General features: G+C 31.2%; 20 protein-coding genes and 1 pseudogene. 14 read left to right on the plus strand and 7 right to left on the minus strand.

Annotation, left to right across the window (positions count from 1 at the left end; genetic code table 11):
- The 3 genes from FHQ18_RS00850 (at nt 1) to FHQ18_RS00860 (ending at nt 2,556) form a co-directional block, all read left to right on the plus strand.
- Nucleotides 1-525, plus strand: coding sequence for a nitroreductase family protein (locus tag FHQ18_RS00850; RefSeq protein WP_149265277.1), 525 nt, complete (start codon nt 1-3; stop codon nt 523-525).
- A 155-nt stretch (nt 526-680) separates the two neighbouring features.
- Nucleotides 681-2,366 (plus strand): thioredoxin domain-containing protein, encoded by a 1,686-nt coding sequence (locus tag FHQ18_RS00855; protein WP_149265278.1) that lies wholly within the window; start codon nt 681-683, stop codon nt 2,364-2,366.
- Nucleotides 2,359-2,556, plus strand: a complete 198-nt coding sequence (locus tag FHQ18_RS00860; RefSeq protein WP_149265279.1) for an Rpb4 family DNA-directed RNA polymerase subunit — start codon at nt 2,359-2,361, stop codon at nt 2,554-2,556. The genes FHQ18_RS00855 and FHQ18_RS00860 overlap by 8 nt, the downstream gene beginning before the upstream one ends.
- Here FHQ18_RS00860 and bioD read toward each other — a convergent pair.
- Nucleotides 2,531-3,148, minus strand: coding sequence for a dethiobiotin synthase (gene bioD / locus FHQ18_RS00865; RefSeq protein ID WP_149265280.1), 618 nt, complete (start codon nt 3,146-3,148; stop codon nt 2,531-2,533). The two genes, FHQ18_RS00860 and bioD, sit on opposite strands and share 26 nt — an antisense overlap.
- On the minus strand, nt 3,141-4,466 hold the full coding sequence (gene bioA, locus FHQ18_RS00870; protein WP_149265281.1) for an adenosylmethionine--8-amino-7-oxononanoate transaminase: 1,326 nt from the start codon (nt 4,464-4,466) through the stop codon (nt 3,141-3,143). The genes bioD and bioA overlap by 8 nt, the downstream gene beginning before the upstream one ends.
- A 227-nt stretch (nt 4,467-4,693) precedes the next feature.
- Here bioA and bioB point away from each other — a divergent pair, with 227 nt between their 5' ends.
- The 7 genes from bioB to nhaB all read left to right on the plus strand — a co-directional run bounded on the left by bioB (nt 4,694) and on the right by nhaB (nt 11,419).
- Complete coding sequence (gene bioB, locus FHQ18_RS00875) at nt 4,694-5,653, plus strand: biotin synthase BioB (RefSeq protein WP_149265282.1); 960 nt, start codon at nt 4,694-4,696, stop codon at nt 5,651-5,653.
- The gene (gene bioF / locus FHQ18_RS00880) at nt 5,650-6,816 is read left to right on the plus strand and encodes an 8-amino-7-oxononanoate synthase (RefSeq protein ID WP_188020306.1); all 1,167 of its coding nucleotides are present in this window, start codon (nt 5,650-5,652) and stop codon (nt 6,814-6,816) included. Before bioB ends, bioF begins: the two co-directional genes overlap by 4 nt.
- The gene (locus FHQ18_RS00885; RefSeq protein WP_149265283.1) at nt 6,807-7,412 is read left to right on the plus strand and encodes an alpha/beta hydrolase family protein; all 606 of its coding nucleotides are present in this window, start codon (nt 6,807-6,809) and stop codon (nt 7,410-7,412) included. Before bioF ends, FHQ18_RS00885 begins: the two co-directional genes overlap by 10 nt.
- Nucleotides 7,384-8,139 (plus strand): class I SAM-dependent DNA methyltransferase, encoded by a 756-nt coding sequence (locus FHQ18_RS00890; protein ID WP_149265284.1) that lies wholly within the window; start codon nt 7,384-7,386, stop codon nt 8,137-8,139. Before FHQ18_RS00885 ends, FHQ18_RS00890 begins: the two co-directional genes overlap by 29 nt.
- A complete protein-coding gene (locus FHQ18_RS00895) occupies nt 8,140-9,144 on the plus strand; it encodes an aminodeoxychorismate synthase component I (RefSeq protein ID WP_223144559.1) in 1,005 nt (334 codons plus the stop codon).
- The gene (locus tag FHQ18_RS00900; protein WP_149265285.1) at nt 9,128-9,742 is read left to right on the plus strand and encodes an aminotransferase class IV; all 615 of its coding nucleotides are present in this window, start codon (nt 9,128-9,130) and stop codon (nt 9,740-9,742) included. Before FHQ18_RS00895 ends, FHQ18_RS00900 begins: the two co-directional genes overlap by 17 nt.
- 177 nt (nt 9,743-9,919) lie before the next feature.
- On the plus strand, nt 9,920-11,419 hold the full coding sequence (nhaB, locus tag FHQ18_RS00905; RefSeq protein ID WP_149265286.1) for a sodium/proton antiporter NhaB: 1,500 nt from the start codon (nt 9,920-9,922) through the stop codon (nt 11,417-11,419).
- A 43-nt stretch (nt 11,420-11,462) separates the two neighbouring features.
- Here nhaB and FHQ18_RS00910 read toward each other — a convergent pair whose 3' ends face one another.
- A complete protein-coding gene (locus tag FHQ18_RS00910) occupies nt 11,463-12,884 on the minus strand; it encodes a nitronate monooxygenase (protein WP_188020307.1) in 1,422 nt (473 codons plus the stop codon).
- Nucleotides 12,885-13,379: 495 nt separating this feature from the next.
- On the opposite strand from FHQ18_RS00910, the pseudogene FHQ18_RS12910 reads away from it, so the two are divergent.
- From FHQ18_RS12910 to FHQ18_RS00930, 4 genes and pseudogenes are all read left to right on the plus strand, one after another.
- Nucleotides 13,380-13,586 (plus strand): annotated as a pseudogene (locus FHQ18_RS12910) (DUF6364 family protein); the annotation flags it as partial.
- A 354-nt stretch (nt 13,587-13,940) separates the two neighbouring features.
- Nucleotides 13,941-14,951 carry an IS110 family RNA-guided transposase gene (locus FHQ18_RS00920; RefSeq protein ID WP_149265288.1) on the plus strand — a complete coding sequence of 337 codons (1,011 nt, stop codon included), beginning with the start codon at nt 13,941-13,943 and terminating at the stop codon, nt 14,949-14,951.
- A gap of 72 nt (nt 14,952-15,023) precedes the next feature.
- Nucleotides 15,024-15,443, plus strand: coding sequence for a PIN domain-containing protein (locus FHQ18_RS00925; protein ID WP_149265289.1), 420 nt, complete (start codon nt 15,024-15,026; stop codon nt 15,441-15,443).
- 258 nt (nt 15,444-15,701) lie between these two features.
- A complete protein-coding gene (locus tag FHQ18_RS00930; RefSeq protein ID WP_149265290.1) occupies nt 15,702-16,529 on the plus strand; it encodes a DUF4405 domain-containing protein in 828 nt (275 codons plus the stop codon).
- Between the two features lie 19 nt (nt 16,530-16,548).
- Here the strand turns inward: FHQ18_RS00930 and recO are convergent, their stop codons facing one another.
- Genes recO through FHQ18_RS00950 form a run of 4 tightly spaced genes read right to left on the minus strand, consistent with a single transcriptional unit; the run spans nt 16,549 to nt 20,755 of the window.
- Nucleotides 16,549-17,238 (minus strand): DNA repair protein RecO, encoded by a 690-nt coding sequence (gene recO / locus FHQ18_RS00935; protein ID WP_149265291.1) that lies wholly within the window; start codon nt 17,236-17,238, stop codon nt 16,549-16,551.
- Nucleotides 17,238-18,593 carry a magnesium transporter gene (gene mgtE / locus FHQ18_RS00940; protein WP_149265292.1) on the minus strand — a complete coding sequence of 452 codons (1,356 nt, stop codon included), beginning with the start codon at nt 18,591-18,593 and terminating at the stop codon, nt 17,238-17,240. The genes recO and mgtE overlap by 1 nt, the downstream gene beginning before the upstream one ends.
- Nucleotides 18,594-19,478 carry a GTPase Era gene (gene era, locus FHQ18_RS00945; RefSeq protein ID WP_149265293.1) on the minus strand — a complete coding sequence of 295 codons (885 nt, stop codon included), beginning with the start codon at nt 19,476-19,478 and terminating at the stop codon, nt 18,594-18,596.
- Nucleotides 19,478-20,755 (minus strand): hemolysin family protein, encoded by a 1,278-nt coding sequence (locus FHQ18_RS00950; RefSeq protein WP_149265294.1) that lies wholly within the window; start codon nt 20,753-20,755, stop codon nt 19,478-19,480. The genes era and FHQ18_RS00950 overlap by 1 nt, the downstream gene beginning before the upstream one ends.
- Between the last annotated feature and the right edge of the window lie 11 nt (nt 20,756-20,766).

Genomic DNA, 20,766 nt, shown 5'->3' on the forward strand with positions numbered 1-20,766 from the left:
ATGTTAGAGTTATTGAGAAAAAGAAGAAGTATCAGGCAATTTCAAGACAAAAAAATCGAATCTGAAAAAATCGAAATACTAAAAGAAGCAATTCTTCGCTCACCATCATCAAGAGGCCTTACCCCTTGGGAATTTATTTTTGTCGATGATAAAAATATTTTACAAAAGCTATCCACGGCAAAAACACATGGCTCTTCTTTCATTAAAAACGCACCGCTAGCTGTAGTGGTCATTGCAGATACAAATAAGTCGGATGTTTGCATTGAAGATTGCTCAATAGCAGCAATTACGCTTCAGTACACTGCAGAATCTTTAGGGCTTGGCAGCTGCTGGGCACAAATTAGATTAAGGGAACATAATAAAGAAATGAGTGCGGAAGATTATGTGAAAAACATATTAAACATTCCCGAAAATTATATGGTGGAATGTATCATTGGCATTGGTTATCCGGCTGAAACCAAAAAAGGTCATACAACTTCTGAACTGCACTTTAATAAAATTCATTGGAACTCCTATGGGAAGTAAGGGTATTAGGGGTAGTAAAGGTATTAGAGGTATTAGAGGTTGTAGAGGTATTTAAGGGCGTAAGGGGAATAAGGGTTGTTGAAAAATATACATATACAACTCCTAGTACCTTACTACCCATAACTATTTTATGAAATAAAAAAAAAGGGTAAAAAATGATAAAAAATGAACTTTCTAAAGCGAAAAGCAAATATTTACTTCAGCATAAAGATAATCCAGTTGCATGGCAAACTTGGAATAATGAGACACTAGAGCTTGCCAAAAGATTGAATAAACCCCTTTTCATAAGTATCGGATACTCATCCTGTCACTGGTGCCACGTAATGGCTCACGAATCTTTTGAAGATAATGAAACTGCAAATATTTTAAATAAAAATTTTATCCCCATAAAAATTGATAAAGAAGAATACCCTGAAATCGATAAAAAATACCAGTTTTATATTCAAATTACGAATAAACAAGGTGGATGGCCGCTATCCGTTTTTGCTACCCCTGAAGGAGAACCTTTTTTTGCCGGTACATATTTTCCAAAAGAGGAAAAATACGGAATAATATCTTTTAAAAATTTATTAAATCAAATAATAAATATCTTCCATAATCAGTCTGAACAAATTGATAAATCGATTAAGAAATATAACCAATTTATTTCAGACTTTTACAAAATAGATAGTTTTCCCCTTCACTCAATAAACATTTCACAGCTTCACGAAAGAATCATATCCCTTTTAGATTTTAAAAAAGGGGGACTAAAAGGCAACAATAAATTCCCAAACATCCCCTATCTTCTATATTTACTAGAAAGTGAAGATGAAAAACTACAGGACTATCTCTATCTCACTGGTAAAAAGCTAGCTCTTTCAGGATTATATGACCATATAAACGGTGGATTTTTTAGATATTGTGTGGATGAAAACTGGAGTTATCCACATTTTGAAAAGATGCTTTATGACAATGCACTCAACTCACTGTTTCTAATAAAGCTTTATGAAAAAACAAAAGAGCCGTTATTTTACCACATTGCAAGAAAAACTCTTGACTTCATTTTAGAAGAGTTCAATACCGAAAACGGTCTTATAGCATCGATGAATGCAGATAGCCTAAATGAAGAAGGGAAATTTCAAGAAGGCTATTTTTATCATTTACCTGAAGAGCAATTATCTATCTTGCCTCAAAACTTACAAAACTTTATAATAAATAACAATGGGTTCACATACTTGAAAGATAACGTTGATTATGAAACATATAAAAAACTTGATATTTACTTTGAAAAAATATCAGAAAACCATACCAAAGAAAAACCTGAAAAAGACAATAAAATAATCTGTAGCTGGAATATGCTTTTTGTGGATGCACTACTGACATTTGCAGAAATTACTAATGATGATTACTATTTCAACCATGCAATCTCACTTTTTAACAAGTTGAAAACCTTTCAAATATCAAAATCTCGTATTTACAGAATCAACTATCACAGTGAAATATTTAAACATGAAACCCTTGAAGATTACTCATTTACCATTATGGCACTCATTCATTTTTTTGAAATGACAAAAGAAAAGGAGTTTTTATCTCTAGCCAACTCAATAACTAAGACAACATTTGAAAAGTTTTACAATGAAAACTACCTTTTTCTCGACATAAACAAAAGTATCTTAGATACCTTTGATGATGCAATCTATTCCCCTGTTGGAATTATGGGGTTAAATCTGCATAAATTAACCAATTATATCAGTAACGATAACTTTAATACTATAAAATCATTTCTTATTGATAGAGGAATAAAATATTCAACAGGTCATCCTACAATATTAAGATTAATAAGGAGGGTTGTTGATGATTGACAAAAATACAACCATCGAAGAACTGGTAAACATAAAACCATCCAGCGTGGATTTTCTAAGAAAAAAGGGAATTGTATGTGTCAAGTGTGGCGAACCTATCTGGGGAACAGTTTTTGAGGTGTGTAAAGAAAAAGGCTTTAGTGATGAAGAAATAGAAAATATAATTAAAGAGTTAAATAACCTTCCTTAATCAACTTTAAATCATTATCAAAAATAATATATATCCTTTCACCAGTAAAATGATTAATTAATTCTGTATTTTTTTGCTCATCGGTTTGACTAAAATACCTGTTCATTGCAAAACAGTATTCAATTCCTTCATTTCTGAACAGATAATCTACAAGTAGGGCATCATTTATACAACCAAGTTTATCAGGCAATACAACTATATTAAAATCAACTTTCAAAATTTTACATAAATGATAATTCAAAATTTTTTTATCAATGGGAGAACAAACCCCACCTGCAGTTTCAATTAATAAAAAATCGCAGTCATCAATTCTCTTCAGGTGCTCCACCACTCTTTCAATAGGAAATCTCTCAAATAGAGCAGCTGACGCTACAGGTTTCTCTCCCCTGATTATTGAAAATGCTTCATTATCTTTAAGATGCGCAAATTCCTTAATAAATTTTGCATCATCATCTTTTGGATATCCTGTTTGAACTGGCTTTACATATTTCACATTATACCCTTTTCTTTTTAAGTATTTACACAAAATTGCAGAAAAAAACGTTTTACCCACCTCAGTATTGGTACCTAATATCATTATTTTTTTACTCACCAAGTACCTCCACAGTAGCACTAATTGCAATATCCACAAGTCTATCTATTTCATCAAACTCAATCACATAGGGAGGCATAAAGTAAATAATATCACCCAAATTTCTAAGAAGAGCACCTTTTTCAATGGCTTTTCTATAAATTTGAAATCCAATCCTCTTTTTCCAATCAAATGGCTCCTTATTTCCCCTATTTTTCACAAGCTCTACAGCTGTAATGAACCCTTTAGATCTTACCTCACCACAAAATCTGTAATCAGCAAAAACCTCCATAACCCTTTCTCTCAAATAATCCCCTTTTGCTTTATTCTTTTCCAAAACATTCTCCTCTTCAAACATTTTTAAGACCTCCACTGCCACAGCACATGCAAGAGGATTACCTGTATAACTATGAGAATGCAAAAATGCCTTTAAAGAAGTGTAATCATCATAATATGCATCATATACTTCCTCAGTTGTTAATACCACTGAAAGCGGCAAATACCCACCTGTAAGCCCCTTTGAAAGTGACATAAAATCTGGAGTAATATCTGCATGCTCACAAGCAAACATTTTACCAGTTCTTCCAAAACCAACCGCTATTTCATCAGCAATAAGATGAATTCCAAGCTCCTTTGTTAAGCTTCTTAGTTTTTTCAAATATTTTGGCGAATAAATTTTAAAACCTCCAGCACACTGCACAATTGGCTCAATTAAAACTGCACATACCTCGTTTTTATGCCGCAATAGGGCTTGTTCCATAAACTCAAAACATTCTGCATCACAACTATCTCTATCTTTTCCATAAGGACATCTAAAGCAATCAGGCCCTTTAACCCTGATATTATTAATCATAATTTCCTTGTACATATCACTGTACAGTTCTTCTCCACATACAGATAGAGCACCCAGTGTTTCTCCATGATATCCACTATCTAAATAAACAAACCTGTTCCTCAGCTCACCCTTATTTTTAAAATAACCAAAACTCATTTTCATTGCCACTTCCACAGCACTTGAGCCATTATCAGCAAAAAAAACTTTTGAAAGAGGTTTGGGAGCAATTTTAAGTAACCTATCAGTTAATTCTAAGGCAGGTTCATGGACAAAGTTTGCAAATATAACATGCTCCAATTTTTCAACTTGCTGTTTTAAAGCATTATTCAACCTTTCATTGGAGTGCCCAAATAAATTTACCCACCACGAAGATATAGCATCAATATATTTTTTTCCTTTATCATCATAAAGATATATTCCTTTACCTCTAACAATTTTTATAAGAGGGTACTTCTCATGATCTTTCATCTGCGTACATGGATGCCAAATTGAATATCCTTTCATCTTTACCTCCACAATGCTGGCGTCACCCCATTTTTTGCAAATCGGGCATCATATTTAAAAAGAAAAAAGTATTTTCTTTTACATAAACTTTATAATATACTGACATATAAACCTACCCATTCAACTCCTCAAAAAAATGGGAAGATGCCAGTACCTCCACAAAGATATTGAAAATTATCATACTTTGTTTTAAAATTCAACAATATGCAAATCTAATTGGAGATATTATGATTGAAAAAATTATTAAAAAATCCAAAGAGTTACAAACTTTAAATAACGATGAAATAGAATTTATCATTAGATGCGATAATATCAAAGAAATTTGTGAAGCAGCAGACGAAGTAAAAAAACATTTTTTCGACAACAAAGTTCAGTTCTGCTCAATAATAAACGCTAAAAGCGGTCGATGCTCTGAAGACTGTAAATTCTGTGCACAATCTGCTCATTATAACACTGAGTCACCCGTTTATGAATTTATAGATTTGGATAATATAGAAAAAAGGGTAAAAGAATATAAACAATATGGAATAAAAAGATTTTCCATAGTTACTAGTGGTAAATCTTTATCCAGGAAGGATATCGATAAACTTGTGGAAGGAGTTAAAATAGTTAGAGAAAATGGCCTCCTTGCCGATGTATCTGTAGGCATTCTAGATAAAGACACATTGATTAAATTGAAGAATGCTGGATTATCAGGTTTTCACCACAACCTTGAAACATCAAGAAGTTATTTTAAAAATGTATGCACCACTCATGATTATGAAGAGGATGTATTGTGTGTAAAAAATGCCGTAGAGCTTGGCTTTTTTGTATGCTCAGGAGGGATATTTGGAATCGGTGAAAATTGGTATCACAGAGTTGAACTTGCTTTAACATTAAAAGAGTTAAATGTTGATTCCATCCCATTAAATTTTTTAAATCCGATAAAAGGAACACCTTATGAGCATTTATCTCCTTTAAGCGAAGATGAAGCATTAAAGATTATAGCTCTTTACAGATTTTTACTCCCCAATAAGCAGATAAGAGTATGTGGTGGAAGAAATATTGTCTTTACAAAAACCACAAAACATAAAATTTTGGAAAGCGGTGCCTTTGGTATAATGGTAGGTGACTACCTTACAGTATCAGGATTTGATATCCCCTCAGATCTAGAAGACATAAAAAAATTGAATTTAAAACTAGTATGATAAATTACGAAAATTTATTTGCCCAAAAAATTCAAGAAATCAAAAAAGCAAACCTTTTCAGAACTATACCTGAGATAACAGCTGGTGCTGAAAAATATATTACTATAGAAGGGAAAAAATGCCTTAACCTTGCATCAAACAATTATCTTGGTCTATCTCTCAACGAAAAATTAAAAACAGAAAGTATAAAAGCCATTAATAAGTACGGATGCTCATCGTCTGCTTCAAGAATCGTTACTGGCAACTATTCTCTTTACACCATACTCGAAGAAGAAATTGCAAAATTTAAAGGATATGAAAAAGGATTAATTTTGGGTAGCGGCTATGTAGCAAACCTCTCTATTATTTCTGCCATTTGTGATAATAAGTGGATTGTCTTTTCAGATAGATTGAACCATGCAAGCATCATCGATGGTATAAAATTATCAGGGGCAAAACACGTTAGATACAAACACAACGACATGGATCATTTGAGATATTCTTTAAAAAAATATGATAAAGATGTAAAAAAATTAATTGTTACTGATACTGTATTCAGTATGGATGGAGATACTGCCAATCTAATAGAAATTGTTAAGCTTGCAAAAGATTATCAAGCAATTGTGATGGTTGATGAAGCTCATGCAACGGGTATTTTTGGAAAAGGTAGAGGCTTAGTCCATGAACTTGGAATGGAAAAAGAGATAGATATAAACATGGGAACATTCAGTAAAGGGCTTGGTTCATTTGGAGCATATGTCTGTGCTTCAAAAACAATAATCGAATATCTAATAAACAAATCAAGAGGATTTATATTTTCCACTAGTTTACCCCCTTCTGTAATAGGTGCTAATCTTGCAGCAATAGAACTGTTAAAAAACAATTACTCTTTAGGTCTAAAGCTTATCAATATTTCGGAAATTGTCAGAAAATCTCTAGCTAGTTTAGGTTTCAACACCCTAAATTCTTCCACACAGATTATACCTGTTATAATTGGTGACAGAAAAAAGCTTTTTATGGCTAAAGACTTTTTGATAAAAAAAGGGGTATTTGCGGCAGCTATCAGACCGCCTTCAGTGCCCATAAACACTGAAAGGCTCAGAATCTCTTTAAGAGCTGACCTCACAGATGATGAACTAAATTTGATAATCCAAGCATTTAAGGAGCTATCACAGTGTCTTTGATTTTTGTATCAGGATGGGCTGGATTTTCTTATCTTTATCCTAATTTTTCAAAATTTGGGATTTTCATCACCCCATTTTCCGTTGATTTCGATGAAGAAAAAACGGTTAATTTCCTGAAATCACAAGGTGGCGAAATCCTAATTGGCTGGTCAACCGGAGCACATATTATTTTAAAAGAATTAGAAACCATTTCAAAAAACTTTCAAAGTATAATTCTAATAGCTCCTTTCTTAGATTTTATATCTTTTACAAAGGAAAAAATCCTTGATATCATGATTGAAAATTTTAAATCAAATCCAGAAAAAGTAATAAAAAACTTTATAACAAAATGTGGTGCTAACTACCATTTTACAGAAAAATACAATACAGAACTTATGCTAACAGGCCTAGAATTTTTAAAAAAATCAAAAATTGGCCACATTCACAAAACAAATAACCTTTTTGTTATTCATGGAAAAAAGGATAAAATAGTCCCTTTTAAAGAAAGTTATAAAATAGTAAACAATCCAGTGATTATTGAAGGAATGAATCACTACATTGAGGAAAAAATACTAGAAAAGTATATCTATGAAATTACAGGTAAAAAGATTTTTTGACAATTCATTTAAAACTTATGATAACAATGCCAATATACAAAAAATTATAGCAAATCATCTTGCTGGGCATATAAGCAAAAATTATTATGAACAAGTTTTAGAGCTTGGGGTTGGAAGTGGTTTATTTACAAAACTTTTAATGGATAAAATTTCATTTAAAAAATATGTTGGAATTGACCTTTCTTACAACCTACTAACAAAAGCAAAAAGTAAATTTGATGAATTAAGCTTTATCAATGCCGATATTGATTATTTACCAGTAGATATTGCAAGGTTTGATATAATTACAGGCTCTTCAGTATTACAGTGGCTGGAATTTCCTAAAAATACAATCAGCCTTTTGATTCAAAATGCTAAAAAGGGCACGGAGTTTTATTTTTCCATTTTTCTTGAAGGCACTTTCTCTGAAATGAAACACCTATACCACCTTACTGGCTTTGGTTCAGTGTTTAATTTAAAAGATGAGAATTTCTATAAAGACATTTTCTATAATTTTAATAAAAGTGAATGGATTTTTGAGAAACAGAATTATGTCCTCTACTATGATTCTGTACAAGAGTTTTTAAAGCAACACAAGAAAACTGGGGCAAGATACACAGAAAAAAAATCCTTTACATCTAAGCAATCTTACATTAATTTCTGCAGGCTTTATGAGGAACTATTTAAAAATGAAAATAACAAAATACCCGTAACTTACTCAATTCTTTATATTCGGGGTGTTAAGTAATTGACTACTGTAGCAAACAGTAAAAAGAATTTATACGTTGATAAATATTCTTTCATAAATAATTTTAATTATTATATTAAAGCTGAAACTCCATTCTTATTTTTAATTGACTTTCATATGAAAAATTTTTTCATATCACCGTTAGATCAATTAAAAACAAACCAAATAATGTTTAATTTCAACGGAATTTCAAACTTTCACAATAAGCAGATTGATAAAAAAGTAGAACTTATATCAACGCCTGTGGATTATGAAACATATTTGAAAAGCTTTAATATAGTTCAAAATCACCTGAAACTTGGTAACAGCTATCTTGTTAACCTCACTTTTCCTACTGAAATTTACACAAACTTTAGCTTTGATGAAATTTTTTATAAAAGTAAGGCATTATATAAATTGAAATTTTATGATCACTTTATCTTCTTTTCACCTGAAACTTTTATAAAAATAATAGATGGGTTCATATATACCTACCCCATGAAAGGAACAATTGATGCCTCATTGTGGAATGCAGAAGAAAGAATTTTAAAAGATGAAAAAGAGCTTGCCGAACACATAACAATTGTGGATTTGCTGAGAAATGACTTAAATATGATATCAACTGACGTTACTGTAACAAAATTCAGGTTCATCTCAAAAATCAAATCAAACAATAAAGACCTTTTACAGGTAAGCTCAGAAATAAAAGGAAAATTACCGCCAGATTACAAAAATAACTTAGCAGAGATTATTTTAAAACTTCTTCCTGCTGGCTCAATATCTGGTGCTCCAAAAAGAAAAACCGTGGAAATAATTAAAGAAGCTGAAATCTATGACAGAGGTTTTTATACAGGTATTGCAGGCATTTTTGATGGGAAAAACATTGATTCATGTGTTATAATCCGATTTATTGAAAGGATTGATGACAAGTTAATTTATAAAAGTGGTGGTGGGATTACAATCTATTCCGATCCTGAAAAAGAATATATGGAGCTTATAAATAAGATTTATGTCCCTACTTGTTGAAACAATTAAATTAAAAGATGGAACATTCTATAATTTAGATTATCATACCAAAAGATTTAACCGTTCAAGATTTGAACTCTTTGGAGTAAAAAAAGAAATTGATTTAAAAGATGTTTTACAATTATCTAATTTTCCAACATCAGGTCTTTTCAAAACCAGAATCATTTACGATGAAAAAATAGTAAAAATAGAATTTGAAGAATATCAAATTAAGCATATTGAAAAGTTAAAAATGGTTGTCAATAATAATATAACTTACCCATACAAATTTCTTAACAGACAGGCATTTGAAACAATTAAAAAAAAATTATCCAAAAATGAAGAAGCAATTATAGTTAAAAATGGCTTTATAACTGATACAACTTTTTCTAATCTTGCTTTTTATGATGGACAAAACTGGTTTACACCAAATACTTATCTTTTAAATGGCACAAAAAGGCAGTTTTATATTGATAAAAAATTACTACTTGAATCCACAATCACATTGCATGATTTAAGAAAATTCTTAAAAGTATCTCTAATAAATACCATGCTTGATATAGCTGAAATAGAAATTTCTACAGAAAACATCCTACTATCAAATCAAAATAGTGTTTGACTTAATTAAAAAATATCTTTAATATATAATTAGCTAATTTAGACTAACTTGTTTAATTAGTAGTATTTGTATAACGGAGTTTTATATTTTTTTATAAAAAATATAAGATCAAATAAAAATTATCCTTTAGTTTAGTTATCTTAATTTCTAATACATTTACATAAAAATGGAGGTTTTATGCAAAAAAGTATTTTGAAAAGCATGATGAATAACTTTCTTGGTAATGCACCAAACTGGTATAAATATACCATCATAATCTTTCTGTTAATCAACCCTGTTCTTTTAAAAGTTTTAGGACCTTTTATAACTGGTTGGATTATTATGATTCAATTTATATTCACATTGTCTATGGCTCTAAAATGTTATCCTTTACCTGCTGGTGGTTTAATAGCTCTTGAAGCCATTATATTAAACATGACATCTCCTAAAACAGTATACAAAGAAGTCGTGGTCAACTTTCCTCTTATTTTACTTATGATATTCATGGTAGCCGGAATATATTTTATGAAAGAAGGGTTACTTTTTATCTTTTCTAAAGTTTTAATTAAAGTAAAATCAAAACTTTACTTATCTCTATTATTTTCATTTTTTGCAGCACTACTTTCGGCTTTTTTAGATGCTTTAACTGTTATGGCAGTTATCATAGCGGTTATATACGGATTTTATCAAATTTATCACAAAGTAGTATCAGAAAGTCATACGGATAAGGAATTTGATTTATCAGATGATAGTCAGTTTAAAGATAATCTCAAAAAAGATTTAGAAAATTTCAGAGGGTTTTTAAGAAACTTATTAATGCATGGAGCTATTGGGACTGCTCTTGGTGGAGCCACCACACTAGTTGGTGAACCACAAAATTTACTTATTGGAAAGATTGTAGGCTGGGACTTTTTAGATTTTTTCATCCATACTGCCCCAGTCTCAATTCCCGTATTAATCACAGGTCTAATTACATGTATCATATTAGAAAAATTTAAAATTTTCGGTTATCACTATGAGATACCACAAAGCGTTAGAACTATTTTGGAAAAATATAAAGAAGAACAAAACCTAATGTCAGATAATAAATATAAAGCAAGACTACTGACTCAAGGATTTATAGGGATAATTCTTATTATCTCCCTAGCTTTCCATATTGCAGAAATTGGCCTTATTGGTCTAATGATAATTGTATTACTTACAGCATTTACAGGAATAATTGATGAACACAAAATAGGTAACGCATTTACAGAAGCATTACCTTTTACTGCACTCTTAGTAGTTTTCTTTGCCATTGTTGCTATTATTCATGATCAAAATCTTTTTACACCTATAACCAAACTTGTAATAGGTCTTGACGGAAATACCCAAAAAGTTGCCTATTTTACAGCAAATGGGATATTATCTATGATAAGTGATAATGTCTTTGTTGCAACTGTTTACGCAAGCGAAACATTAGAAGCGTTTAAAGCTGGACTTATTTCCAAAGCTCAATTTGAAAAGTTGGCAGTTGCTATAAATATGGGAACAAATATCCCCTCGATAGCAACACCTAATGGACAAGCAGCATTCCTGTTTTTATTAACTTCTGCTGTTGCACCACTAATCAGATTATCCTATTTTGAAATGATAAAGTTAGCCATTCCATATTTTTTCACAATGACAACTGCGGGCTTAATTGGGATGTATTTCTTGTAATTCAAAAAAAATTTTCAAGTATTTGCTTCAAGCTGTCACTTCTTTAGTGACAGCTGTTTATATACTCTTTCAATTTTGTAATCACACTTTTGACAGTCGGTAACCCTTTATCAGGAAGTAAATGTTCTAAAAATCTCACACTATCACCCAGTGTAATAAGGTACGGTTCTCTATATCCATTTTTATATACATTTCCATAACCAATATTTGCTAACAAGGCATTGCAAAGACATTTCCTACCTTCGGTATTTTTCACATCTCCGCCTTTTTTCACATATTCATCAACTGGCTCAGCTGGGCACCTATAACCTATATTACCTTCTTTATCTTTGTAAAGCTCTGCTAAATATCTAAAATTACATATTCTTTTTCTTTCTAAGTAAATCTTCTCATCAGATAAAGTGCCTTCAACTTGTGCAACTTTAAAAGGAAAACCTGTAGGAGAAGCTAGTGGATCAGTAAATACTTTTATTGTACCATCTTTTATCATTTCTATTAATTTAAGTTTAATATCTTCATTAAAACCGGATTCTTTTGTCAAAGCAAAGATAGTTCCTACCTGAACACCTGTAGCGCCAATTTTTGATAACGCTTCTGATATTTTTTCTTGAGTTACATAGTTTCCTGCTAAGTAAAAAGGTACCTCAAGCTTTTTAATTTTTTCAAAATCAATTTTATCCTTTTCACCATAAACAGGAGCTCCATTCACATCAAAAACCCCTTTTACTCTTGGAGGAGCATTGTGCCCCCCAGCCATATAATTTTCAATTACCAACCCGTCCACTTTTCCTGTGGATTTTTTAACAAGAGTTGTTGCCAATACATTTGAAGAAACAATGGCAAAGAAATATGGACGTTTTAATTCCACTGCTTTATTCTGCATAAAACTTCTGGGACTAAAAAGCATTTTAAATTTTTCATCTTTTGAAGCTCCGGTCACATTCAAAGTAAGTTCAGCATCTAATCCTCTTGCAAATTTATCGAGAATTCCTGGAATTTCCCGTGGAATCCCAGCACCCATAATTACATAATCTACACCGGCTAACATTGCCCCATATAGTGAGTAAAGGGTTGTTAGCTGAATTTTTTCGAGCAAATTTATACCAACGGGGTAATTGTGCCCCTTTTTTGCAAGAAAAACTTCTACAAAGTTTGCAGCAACTGTGAGCTCAATCAATTCATCTGAGGGATTCAATGAGAAAAAAGGCACGGGTAAATAGCTTCCATCCTCTCTTTTCTTGCCAAAATATTTTTTATAAATTCTCTCAGCAATCTCTTTTATTGGGAAATGTGACAATGCATTAACGGTATCTTCATCTTTTTCCTGTAACCTTCTCGCTACAATTGTATCAAGTGCAGTTGCTGAAACAACACCCAATCCACCTAACAAAGATACTGCTCTAGCTAATTTCCAATGGGAAACTCCAGCTCCCATCCCCCCTTGAATTAAATCTGGATAACTCATACTCCACCCCATGTTCTTTTTCATAATAATAATATAACTTAACTCAGTTTGACACAACAATAAAAGGTGAATAAATAGTCAATCCGTTTAATTGTTCTTTAATTCTGTAATAGAAACAAGAAAACCATCATTTTTGTCAAAGATAGCATTTTTAAAAGAATTTTTAACAAATATAGCTTTTATTTACACTTGTTTTTGCAAAAATTTTAAACCAAAACCAACTTTTTTCCTCCAAAGTTAACATTGCGAATAGATGAAGAGTTAATTAGTTGCCACTGAAAAAGTGGCAACTAATTAATAGTTAATATGTTTTTCCTTATTATACTGATTGTTATCCATCAATTACTAAAATCTATTGTCTTATATAATTTATTGTAAACTCTAAATCTTTTTGGGGGTTTTAAAGGGGGTTTACACCCTTTATGTATCATTATTGCAAATATCACAAATGAATAATTTTTTAATTATTAATAAAATACACTTTTTCAGCAGGAACTAATTAAAGCTGCAAAACAATATTCCGCTAAAAAAGGAAAGTCAGTTTCTCGCCTGGTTGCTGATTTTTTTTAAATAATTAAAAATGAAAAATTACAAAAAGATTATGAAATAACTCCTACAGTCCGTTCTTTAAAGGGTATATTAAAAGAAAAAGAACTATCTGAAAAAGATTATAAAAAATACCTCGAAGATAAATATTTATGAAAATATTATTTGATACAAATATTAAGGGTATTGCACGGTAATGGATAGCCAACTCCATAATTGTTTGATGAACAATAGATTGCTTCGCTTCGCTCGCAATGACGAAACTACTTGCCGTCATCGTATATTGCAAATTATTAAAAGATATTAACGAGCAGTAAAAATTAATTTAATATTATAGAGAGTACCTAATGTGGAGAAGGATATGATTGTCATTGGTCTAAAAAGACCGTTCGCAATGTTATCCCCACATTAGGCTCCCTTTACTCAGAACAGAACATTAGGCATAAAGCCTGTATTTACGATGATAGAGTAAAAAGGGAGCAAGCTCAATAAAAAATTTGAGGTGAGTAAATGTATAAGTATCAAAAGGTGGTAGGTATTGATGTATCGAAGTTGAATTTATCCATAAGCGTATATGATGGTAAGAAGTATAGTTTTTACGAAGTTTCTAATAATACTAACTTATTTAAAAAAGATTTTTTTGACAAAGAGAGATTAGATTTATCAACCACACTTTTCATAATGGAAAACACAGGAGTATATCACTTAAAGTTAGCAACCTATTTAGTAAAAGAATTAGGATGTATAGTATCAGTAGTAAATCCGCTTGCAATAAAAAACTTTATAGGTATTGATTTAAACAGATTAAAAACAGATAAGGCAGACTCTAAAAAGATAGCAGAGTTTGGTTATATTTATGGTGATAAATACTTATTTAGTCCTACAGATGAACTCTCAGAAAAGATAGAATTAACGTTAAACATGATAGATGATTTTTATAATCAAATAAACACGCTAAGTAATCAATTGGAAAGTTTAATGCAAAGATACTATAAATTTCCTGAAATAATAAAAAGTTACAAAAGCATGATAAAAACATATCAAAGAAAGATTAGAGAAGCGGAGAAGGAACTAGAGAGATTAATAAAGAAAAATTTTAAAGTGGAATATGAGCTTTTACGTAGTATTCCAGGTGCTGGATTAAAGTTTTGTTCACTTGTAATAGGTAAACTTAAATGTTTTAAAAATTTCGATAAGGCTAAGCAAGTAAGTTCATATATTGGGATTTGTCCTAGTCCTTATGAGTCAGGGAGTTCAATTAAAGGCAGAGGTAAAATATCCAAGAGGGGTAACACGTATATGAGAAAAATATTATTTATGTGTTCATTAAGTGCTTGTAAGCATAACAGGAGCTGTAGGACTTTGTATTATAGGTTGATTGCATCTGGGAAACCTAAAAAGCTAGCGTTAATTGCTGTTGCAAATAAATTAATAAGACAAGCTTTTGGGATATTGAAAAGTGGAAAACCTTATGATCCTGATTATCATGCAGGATTAACACATAGTGCAAAAAATGCTTGACTTTTAACACAGAACATTGCGAGGAGCATTTGCGACGAAGCAATCTATTGGATATCAATAAGTTACAGATCTATGATATCTTTTTATGCAATATCCTCAAATATTATACTAGATGTTTTATTAGATAGACAACCATTTTCGAAGCCTGCGGCATATTTGATGTCCAAAGTTGAACGATCCGAACTTCTGGGATATGTTTATGCAACTACCATTACGACAATACATTATCTTATATCGAAAAATCTTGGAGATGCTGCCGCAAAACAACATATTGGGTCGTTATTGACATTATTTGAAATAGCTCCGGTAACCCGGACAGTTCTTGAAAGTGCTTTATCCAGTAAATTTAAAGATTTCGAAGATGCTGTATTACATGAATCTACAATTCATGTAGGAGCGAAATATATTGTAACCCGAAATGTATGTGACTTCAAATGTTCCATGATACCAGTATTTGAGCCAGTTGAATTAACAAATATAATAGAAAATTAAAAAAATAATGCCTAACAATTAATTGCATCTGACTGCTCACGTTCTTATATAATGAAAATTTTAGATATTTGAGCACTCAGGCCAATGACGCTATTTGTGTAAATTTTACACAGTATTGTATATTTTTTTCTCACAAAAAAAAATCTCTCAACTCATTAAAAATATAATTGATTACATATTTTCTTAAAATGCATTATAATTAAATATATTTGGCACAGTTTTTGATTATCAAACTTAAAAAAATGTGGAGGTTACATTATGTTCTCTTTAAGAAAAATTACTTCTTTAGTTCTTTTACTATCTTTTTTAATGCTAGTTTATACTGGGGTAATGCTTTATATTGCACCTCAAGGAAGAGTAGCCTATTGGGCAATATGGAAATTTGCCGGTTTAACAAAAACCGAATATACAAACATTCATATTATGTTTTCAATTATTTTTCTAATTTCTGGGATTCTTCATATCTATTATAATTGGAAAGCTATATTACATTACCTAAAAAACAAAAGTCAACAACTTGTCATTTTCACACCAAATTTTGTAATAGCATTATTATTAACGCTAATCACATTTCTAGGGACATATTACAATTTAAAACCTTTTAGCTCAGTCATAACTTTTAGCGATAACATTAAAACCTACTGGGAAAAAGTGCTTGGAACCCCACCAATTTCCCACGGAGAACTTTTATCTTTAGAAAACTTCTGTAAAAAATTCAATATTGACTTACAAAAAGCAGAATCAATTTTAAAAGAAAATGGTATTAAAATCACCAGTGTTAAAGATACATTAAAAACAATTGCAATAACTAATAATACCACACCACAAAAAATCTACGACTTAATTAAAGATGCTAAAAAACTTTCTCCAACCAAAATCAAAAACAACATGGAAGAGGAAACACCAACAGGTCTTGGTAGGCTCACTTTAAAAGAAATGTGTGATCAATATAATATTAATTTTGAAATGGCGAAAAACATTTTAAAAGAGAAGGGATTCGAGTTTGATGATAAAACAAAAATTAAAGATATAAGTGTTCAAAAGGGTATGTTACCTGTTGACATTTACAAAATGCTCAAAAAATAAAGGAGGGAGTACCCCTCCTTTAAATATAGAGCATTTCAAACACTTTTATCTCTTTTTTTAAAGTTTGATTTACTATATTTTTTATAAAATTCATATAGAGTCTTTCTATTTTTCTATCAACCATTGTAACTTTATATTTCTTCACATCTTGCAATAATTCAAACAAATTCACCAACTCATTTTCAATTGCTATACCAGTCCCACTACAGCAGTTTTTACACTTTATCGTTCCATCATCTTCAAGAAAGAGATTTTTCTTTTTACCGCATTCATGGCAATTCATTTCAGGCAAAAATCCGGAATGTTTTAAAATAAAATATGTTATAAAGATCGTGGACTTATAAATATTATTCTCTCTTATACTCAAAATCATTTTCCACAACATCTCATTATGTTCAGAATCTAAACCAAATTCATCAAGTAAGCTAAAGATTAAATTGAGCCTCATAAGTATATATGGATTTTCAATAAAAAAATAATACTTAACATTTTGCTCAAATCCATAAAATTTGTGTAGCTCTGAATTCTCTTTCAAAAGTAAATCAACTGTACCAGGCAAAAATTTAAAAATTCCACCCTTTTTTCCAAAAGCCCTCGATATAAAAGCCTTTATAAGGCCAAATTCTTTTGAAAAAAGAAACCCAACAGCTGATCTATCAGAATAATTTAGCAGCTTGTATATTATTGCCTCAGTTTTTACTCTACCCATCAAAGAATAGATAATAATACTATTGAGACGGTGAAATAGATTGTGAGGCCAGTAATATCATTCAAAGTTGATATGAAAGGACTTGAAGCAACGGCAGGATCAAAATTAAACCTTATTAGTGTAGCAGGAACAAAAGTCCCAGTAAAAGTAGAAAACGTTACAGCAGCAAACATTGCACATCCTACCACAATGCCTAGTTTTGGATCTCCATGCCATATCGGAGCCACCAAAGCAAGCAGTATCCCCATAATCAAACCCATAATCATACCAACCCTAATCTCTTTAAAAATAACCTTACTAAGATCTTTACTATCAATTTTACCGAGCGCCATTCCACGAATTAGTATAGTGGCCGATTGGCTTCCCACATTACCACCCATAGCCATAATAAGTGGCATAAAACTAGCCAAAATGGCAAATTCATGAACCCTTCCCTGAAAAAAAGTAATAACAAAACCTGAAATTAATTCACCCACAAAAGTAATTAATAGCCAAGGAAGTCTAACTCTTGCAATTTTAATAGATTTATTACCCATTAATACTTCATCATCCGTAGTACCGGCCATTTTATAAATATCTTCAGTGGCTTCTTCACGAATAATGTCAATAATGTCATCCACTGTAATAATACCCACAAGCCTGTTCTGCTCGTCAACTACAGGTATCGCAAGTAAATCGTATTTCTCAACAATCTTTGCAACATCCTCCCTGTCCATATCAACAGTTACACGAATAACATCTTTTGTCATAATCTCTTTCAATTTCTTCTCTGGAGGATTCAAAATAAGCTGTCTAAGAGAAATTACTCCAACAAGCCTCCCTTCATCATCAACCACATAAAGATAAAAAACCATCTCCACATCTTCAGCTTTATGCAAAACCTTGGTAGCTTCCTTAATAGTTGTATCCTCATGTAGGGCAAAAAAGTTTGGATTCATCACAGCCCCTGCACTATCTTCAGGATAGTGAAGGAGCTCTTCTACTGCTTCAACCTCATCTTTTTTCATGTATTTGAGAATTTCATTTACCTTATCCTGATCAAGCAATCTCAAAATATTTGCAGCATCATCACTTTCCATTTCATTCAAGATAAGTGCTATTTCATTTGGCTGCATAGCGTCAAAAAATTCGATTATTTGAGAGTCTTCCAGCTCAAGTATGATACTTGCGATTTTGCTTTTATCAGAAATAGATTCCCATATCTTTTTTCTATCCAGATCGCTCAAGTTCTTTATAATTAATGCAATATCAGCAGGGTGCAATTTAGCTAAAACCTTTTCAAGGCTCGTTCTTGCATTTTTTCTAACTAGTTTTTTTACAGTTTCAATTTTTACCCTTAATGCAGGAGTAATCATCTACAACAACCTTTGAATTTTTAAATATTCATCTTTTTCCTGCCAATTATTAACTACTTTCACCCATAAATCAAGATATACCTTAACGCCGAAAAATTTTTCTAAATTTTCCCTAGCCCTTTTTCCAATCTCTTTAATTGTTCTTCCACGCTTCCCCAAAAGAATGGGTTTTTGGGATTCTCTCGAAATAATTATTGAACAAGCTGTATAAAGTAAGTTTTCACTTCTATCTTCCACCATCTCACACTCAACAACTGTATCATAAGGTACTTCTTCCTTTAAAAGTCTGAAAATTTGCTCTCTCACAAATTCAGCTATTAAAAATTTTTCAGGTATATCCGTAATATAGTCATTATCAAATATTTTATAATTTTCAGGTAAGTCTTTCACAGTCAAATCAATCAATTTATCAATATTTATTCCTTTGAGAGCTGAAATAGGTAATACATAATCAAATTCCAAATATTTGAAAATTTCATTTGCTGTATTTATCGCTTTCGTTTTTGTGGATTTATCCACTTTATTTATCAGAAGATATTTCTTTCCTTCGTACTTTTTCAAAACTTCAAGGATAAATTTAATTTCTTTACCAATAAATTCACCAGGTTCTACCATAAAATATACAATATCCACCATTTCAAGACTGTCCAATGCATTTTGAACCATTAGTCTGTTTATTTTATCCTTTGCAATATGAATCCCAGGTGTATCAATCAAAATTAATTGATAATTTTCACCAGTTTTAACCCCTTTAATATTTGTTCTTGTGGTATTTGGTTTGCTTGATACTATTGTAACTTTCTCATCTAAAATTCTATTTAATAACGTAGACTTACCTACATTAGGTCTTCCGATAATTGAAACAAAACCACACTTAAAACCCATTACTCTTCAACCTCTGTATCTCCAAGGATTGTAAGTTGGAGCTTTTCCAACTTTTTACCATCCTTTTCTAATATTTTAAACAGAAAATTTTTATATCTGTATTCTTCTCCAACTTCTGGGATTTTCCCAGCTAAGAAGTAAATAAGTCCACCCACTGTTTCGTAATCATCCATACTTTCATCCCTTTCAAGTTTAAAATACTCACAAAAATCATCAATATCTAAAAGTGGATCAATTATAAATGTGTTATCATCTACCGGAATGATTCTATCCTCTTCCTTATCAAACTCATCTCTTATTTCTCCCACAATTTCCTCAATTATATCCTCAAGTGTCACAAGACCAGCTACCCCTCCATACTCATCAATAACAATGGCAAGATGAATATGGTTTATCTGAAATTCTCTCAGCAAATCATCAATTTTTTTTGTCTCAGGAACAAAATATGGTTTCCTCAAAATCTTCTTCAATTCAAAATGTTCAAAACCGTTCTTTAATTCTTTTATCAAATCTTTTGTATATAAAATACCTACTATGTTGTCCATTTTTCCTTCATATACAGGGATTCTAGAATATTCAGTCTCAATAACTACTTTTAATACTTCTTCAATGGGTAAATCAACTCTTACGGCTACCATATCAGTTCGTGGAACCATAATTTCCTTTACAAGAGTCTCACTAATCTCAAAAATGTTATGCAACATCTCTTTTTTCTGATTCTCCAAAATCCCTTCTTCACCACCAATGTTTATTAAAAATTCTAATTCATCTTCAGTAATTTTTGGTTGGCTATTTTCCAACTTACCACCCATTATCCTTATCAAAAGTTTAACAAGGATATTAAGTGAAAAGGTAAAAGGATAAAAAGCCTTATAAAAAATCTTAAGTATTTTAATAAAAATTCTTGATATTGTTTCAGCATTATATTTGGCAAATGTCTTTGGCATCACTTCACCAAAAACAAGCACAAGAAATGTCATTACACCCGTTGTAAGAGCTATCTGAGCATTACCAAAATACTTTTCTGCAATATCCGCAGCCACTATAGAACCAAATATATTTACAATATTATTACCAATTAATATCGTGTTCAATACCTTGTTAGGATGCAAAAGCCACAATTCCAAATCTTTTACACGGCTGCCATACTCTTCCAGCATATGTTTAACTTTCAACTCATTCAACGCTGTAAGCGCAGTTTCACTCGCTGAGAAAAATCCCGACAAAATTAGACAACCAATTACTATAAAAATCTCAGCCATTATACTTATTTCCAACTTTTAACCCC

Origin of the sequence: Deferribacter autotrophicus (assembly GCF_008362905.1) — a bacterium.
Lineage (GTDB): Bacteria > Chrysiogenota > Deferribacteres > Deferribacterales > Deferribacteraceae > Deferribacter > Deferribacter autotrophicus.

Excerpts from the sequence above, each read along its gene's own strand:
- FHQ18_RS00920 (WP_149265288.1), top strand. The coding sequence starts at position 13,941 with ATGTATAAGTATCAAAAGGTGGTAGGTATTGATGTATCGAAGTTGAAT.
- era (WP_149265293.1), bottom strand. The coding sequence starts at position 19,478 with ATGGGTTTTAAGTGTGGTTTTGTTTCAATTATCGGAAGACCTAATGTA.
- FHQ18_RS00900 (WP_149265285.1), top strand. The coding sequence starts at position 9,128 with ATGTCCCTACTTGTTGAAACAATTAAATTAAAAGATGGAACATTCTAT.
- bioB (WP_149265282.1), top strand. The coding sequence starts at position 4,694 with ATGATTGAAAAAATTATTAAAAAATCCAAAGAGTTACAAACTTTAAAT.
- FHQ18_RS00855 (WP_149265278.1), top strand. The coding sequence starts at position 681 with ATGATAAAAAATGAACTTTCTAAAGCGAAAAGCAAATATTTACTTCAG.
- FHQ18_RS00850 (WP_149265277.1), top strand. The coding sequence starts at position 1 with ATGTTAGAGTTATTGAGAAAAAGAAGAAGTATCAGGCAATTTCAAGAC.
- mgtE (WP_149265292.1), bottom strand. The coding sequence starts at position 18,593 with ATGATTACTCCTGCATTAAGGGTAAAAATTGAAACTGTAAAAAAACTA.
- FHQ18_RS00860 (WP_149265279.1), top strand. The coding sequence starts at position 2,359 with ATGATTGACAAAAATACAACCATCGAAGAACTGGTAAACATAAAACCA.
- recO (WP_149265291.1), bottom strand. The coding sequence starts at position 17,238 with ATGGGTAGAGTAAAAACTGAGGCAATAATATACAAGCTGCTAAATTAT.
- FHQ18_RS00910 (WP_188020307.1), bottom strand. The coding sequence starts at position 12,884 with ATGAGTTATCCAGATTTAATTCAAGGGGGGATGGGAGCTGGAGTTTCC.
- FHQ18_RS00925 (WP_149265289.1), top strand. The coding sequence starts at position 15,024 with ATGATATCTTTTTATGCAATATCCTCAAATATTATACTAGATGTTTTA.
- FHQ18_RS00890 (WP_149265284.1), top strand. The coding sequence starts at position 7,384 with ATGAAATTACAGGTAAAAAGATTTTTTGACAATTCATTTAAAACTTAT.
- FHQ18_RS00930 (WP_149265290.1), top strand. The coding sequence starts at position 15,702 with ATGTTCTCTTTAAGAAAAATTACTTCTTTAGTTCTTTTACTATCTTTT.
- bioA (WP_149265281.1), bottom strand. The coding sequence starts at position 4,466 with ATGAAAGGATATTCAATTTGGCATCCATGTACGCAGATGAAAGATCAT.
- bioF (WP_188020306.1), top strand. The coding sequence starts at position 5,650 with ATGATAAATTACGAAAATTTATTTGCCCAAAAAATTCAAGAAATCAAA.
- nhaB (WP_149265286.1), top strand. The coding sequence starts at position 9,920 with ATGCAAAAAAGTATTTTGAAAAGCATGATGAATAACTTTCTTGGTAAT.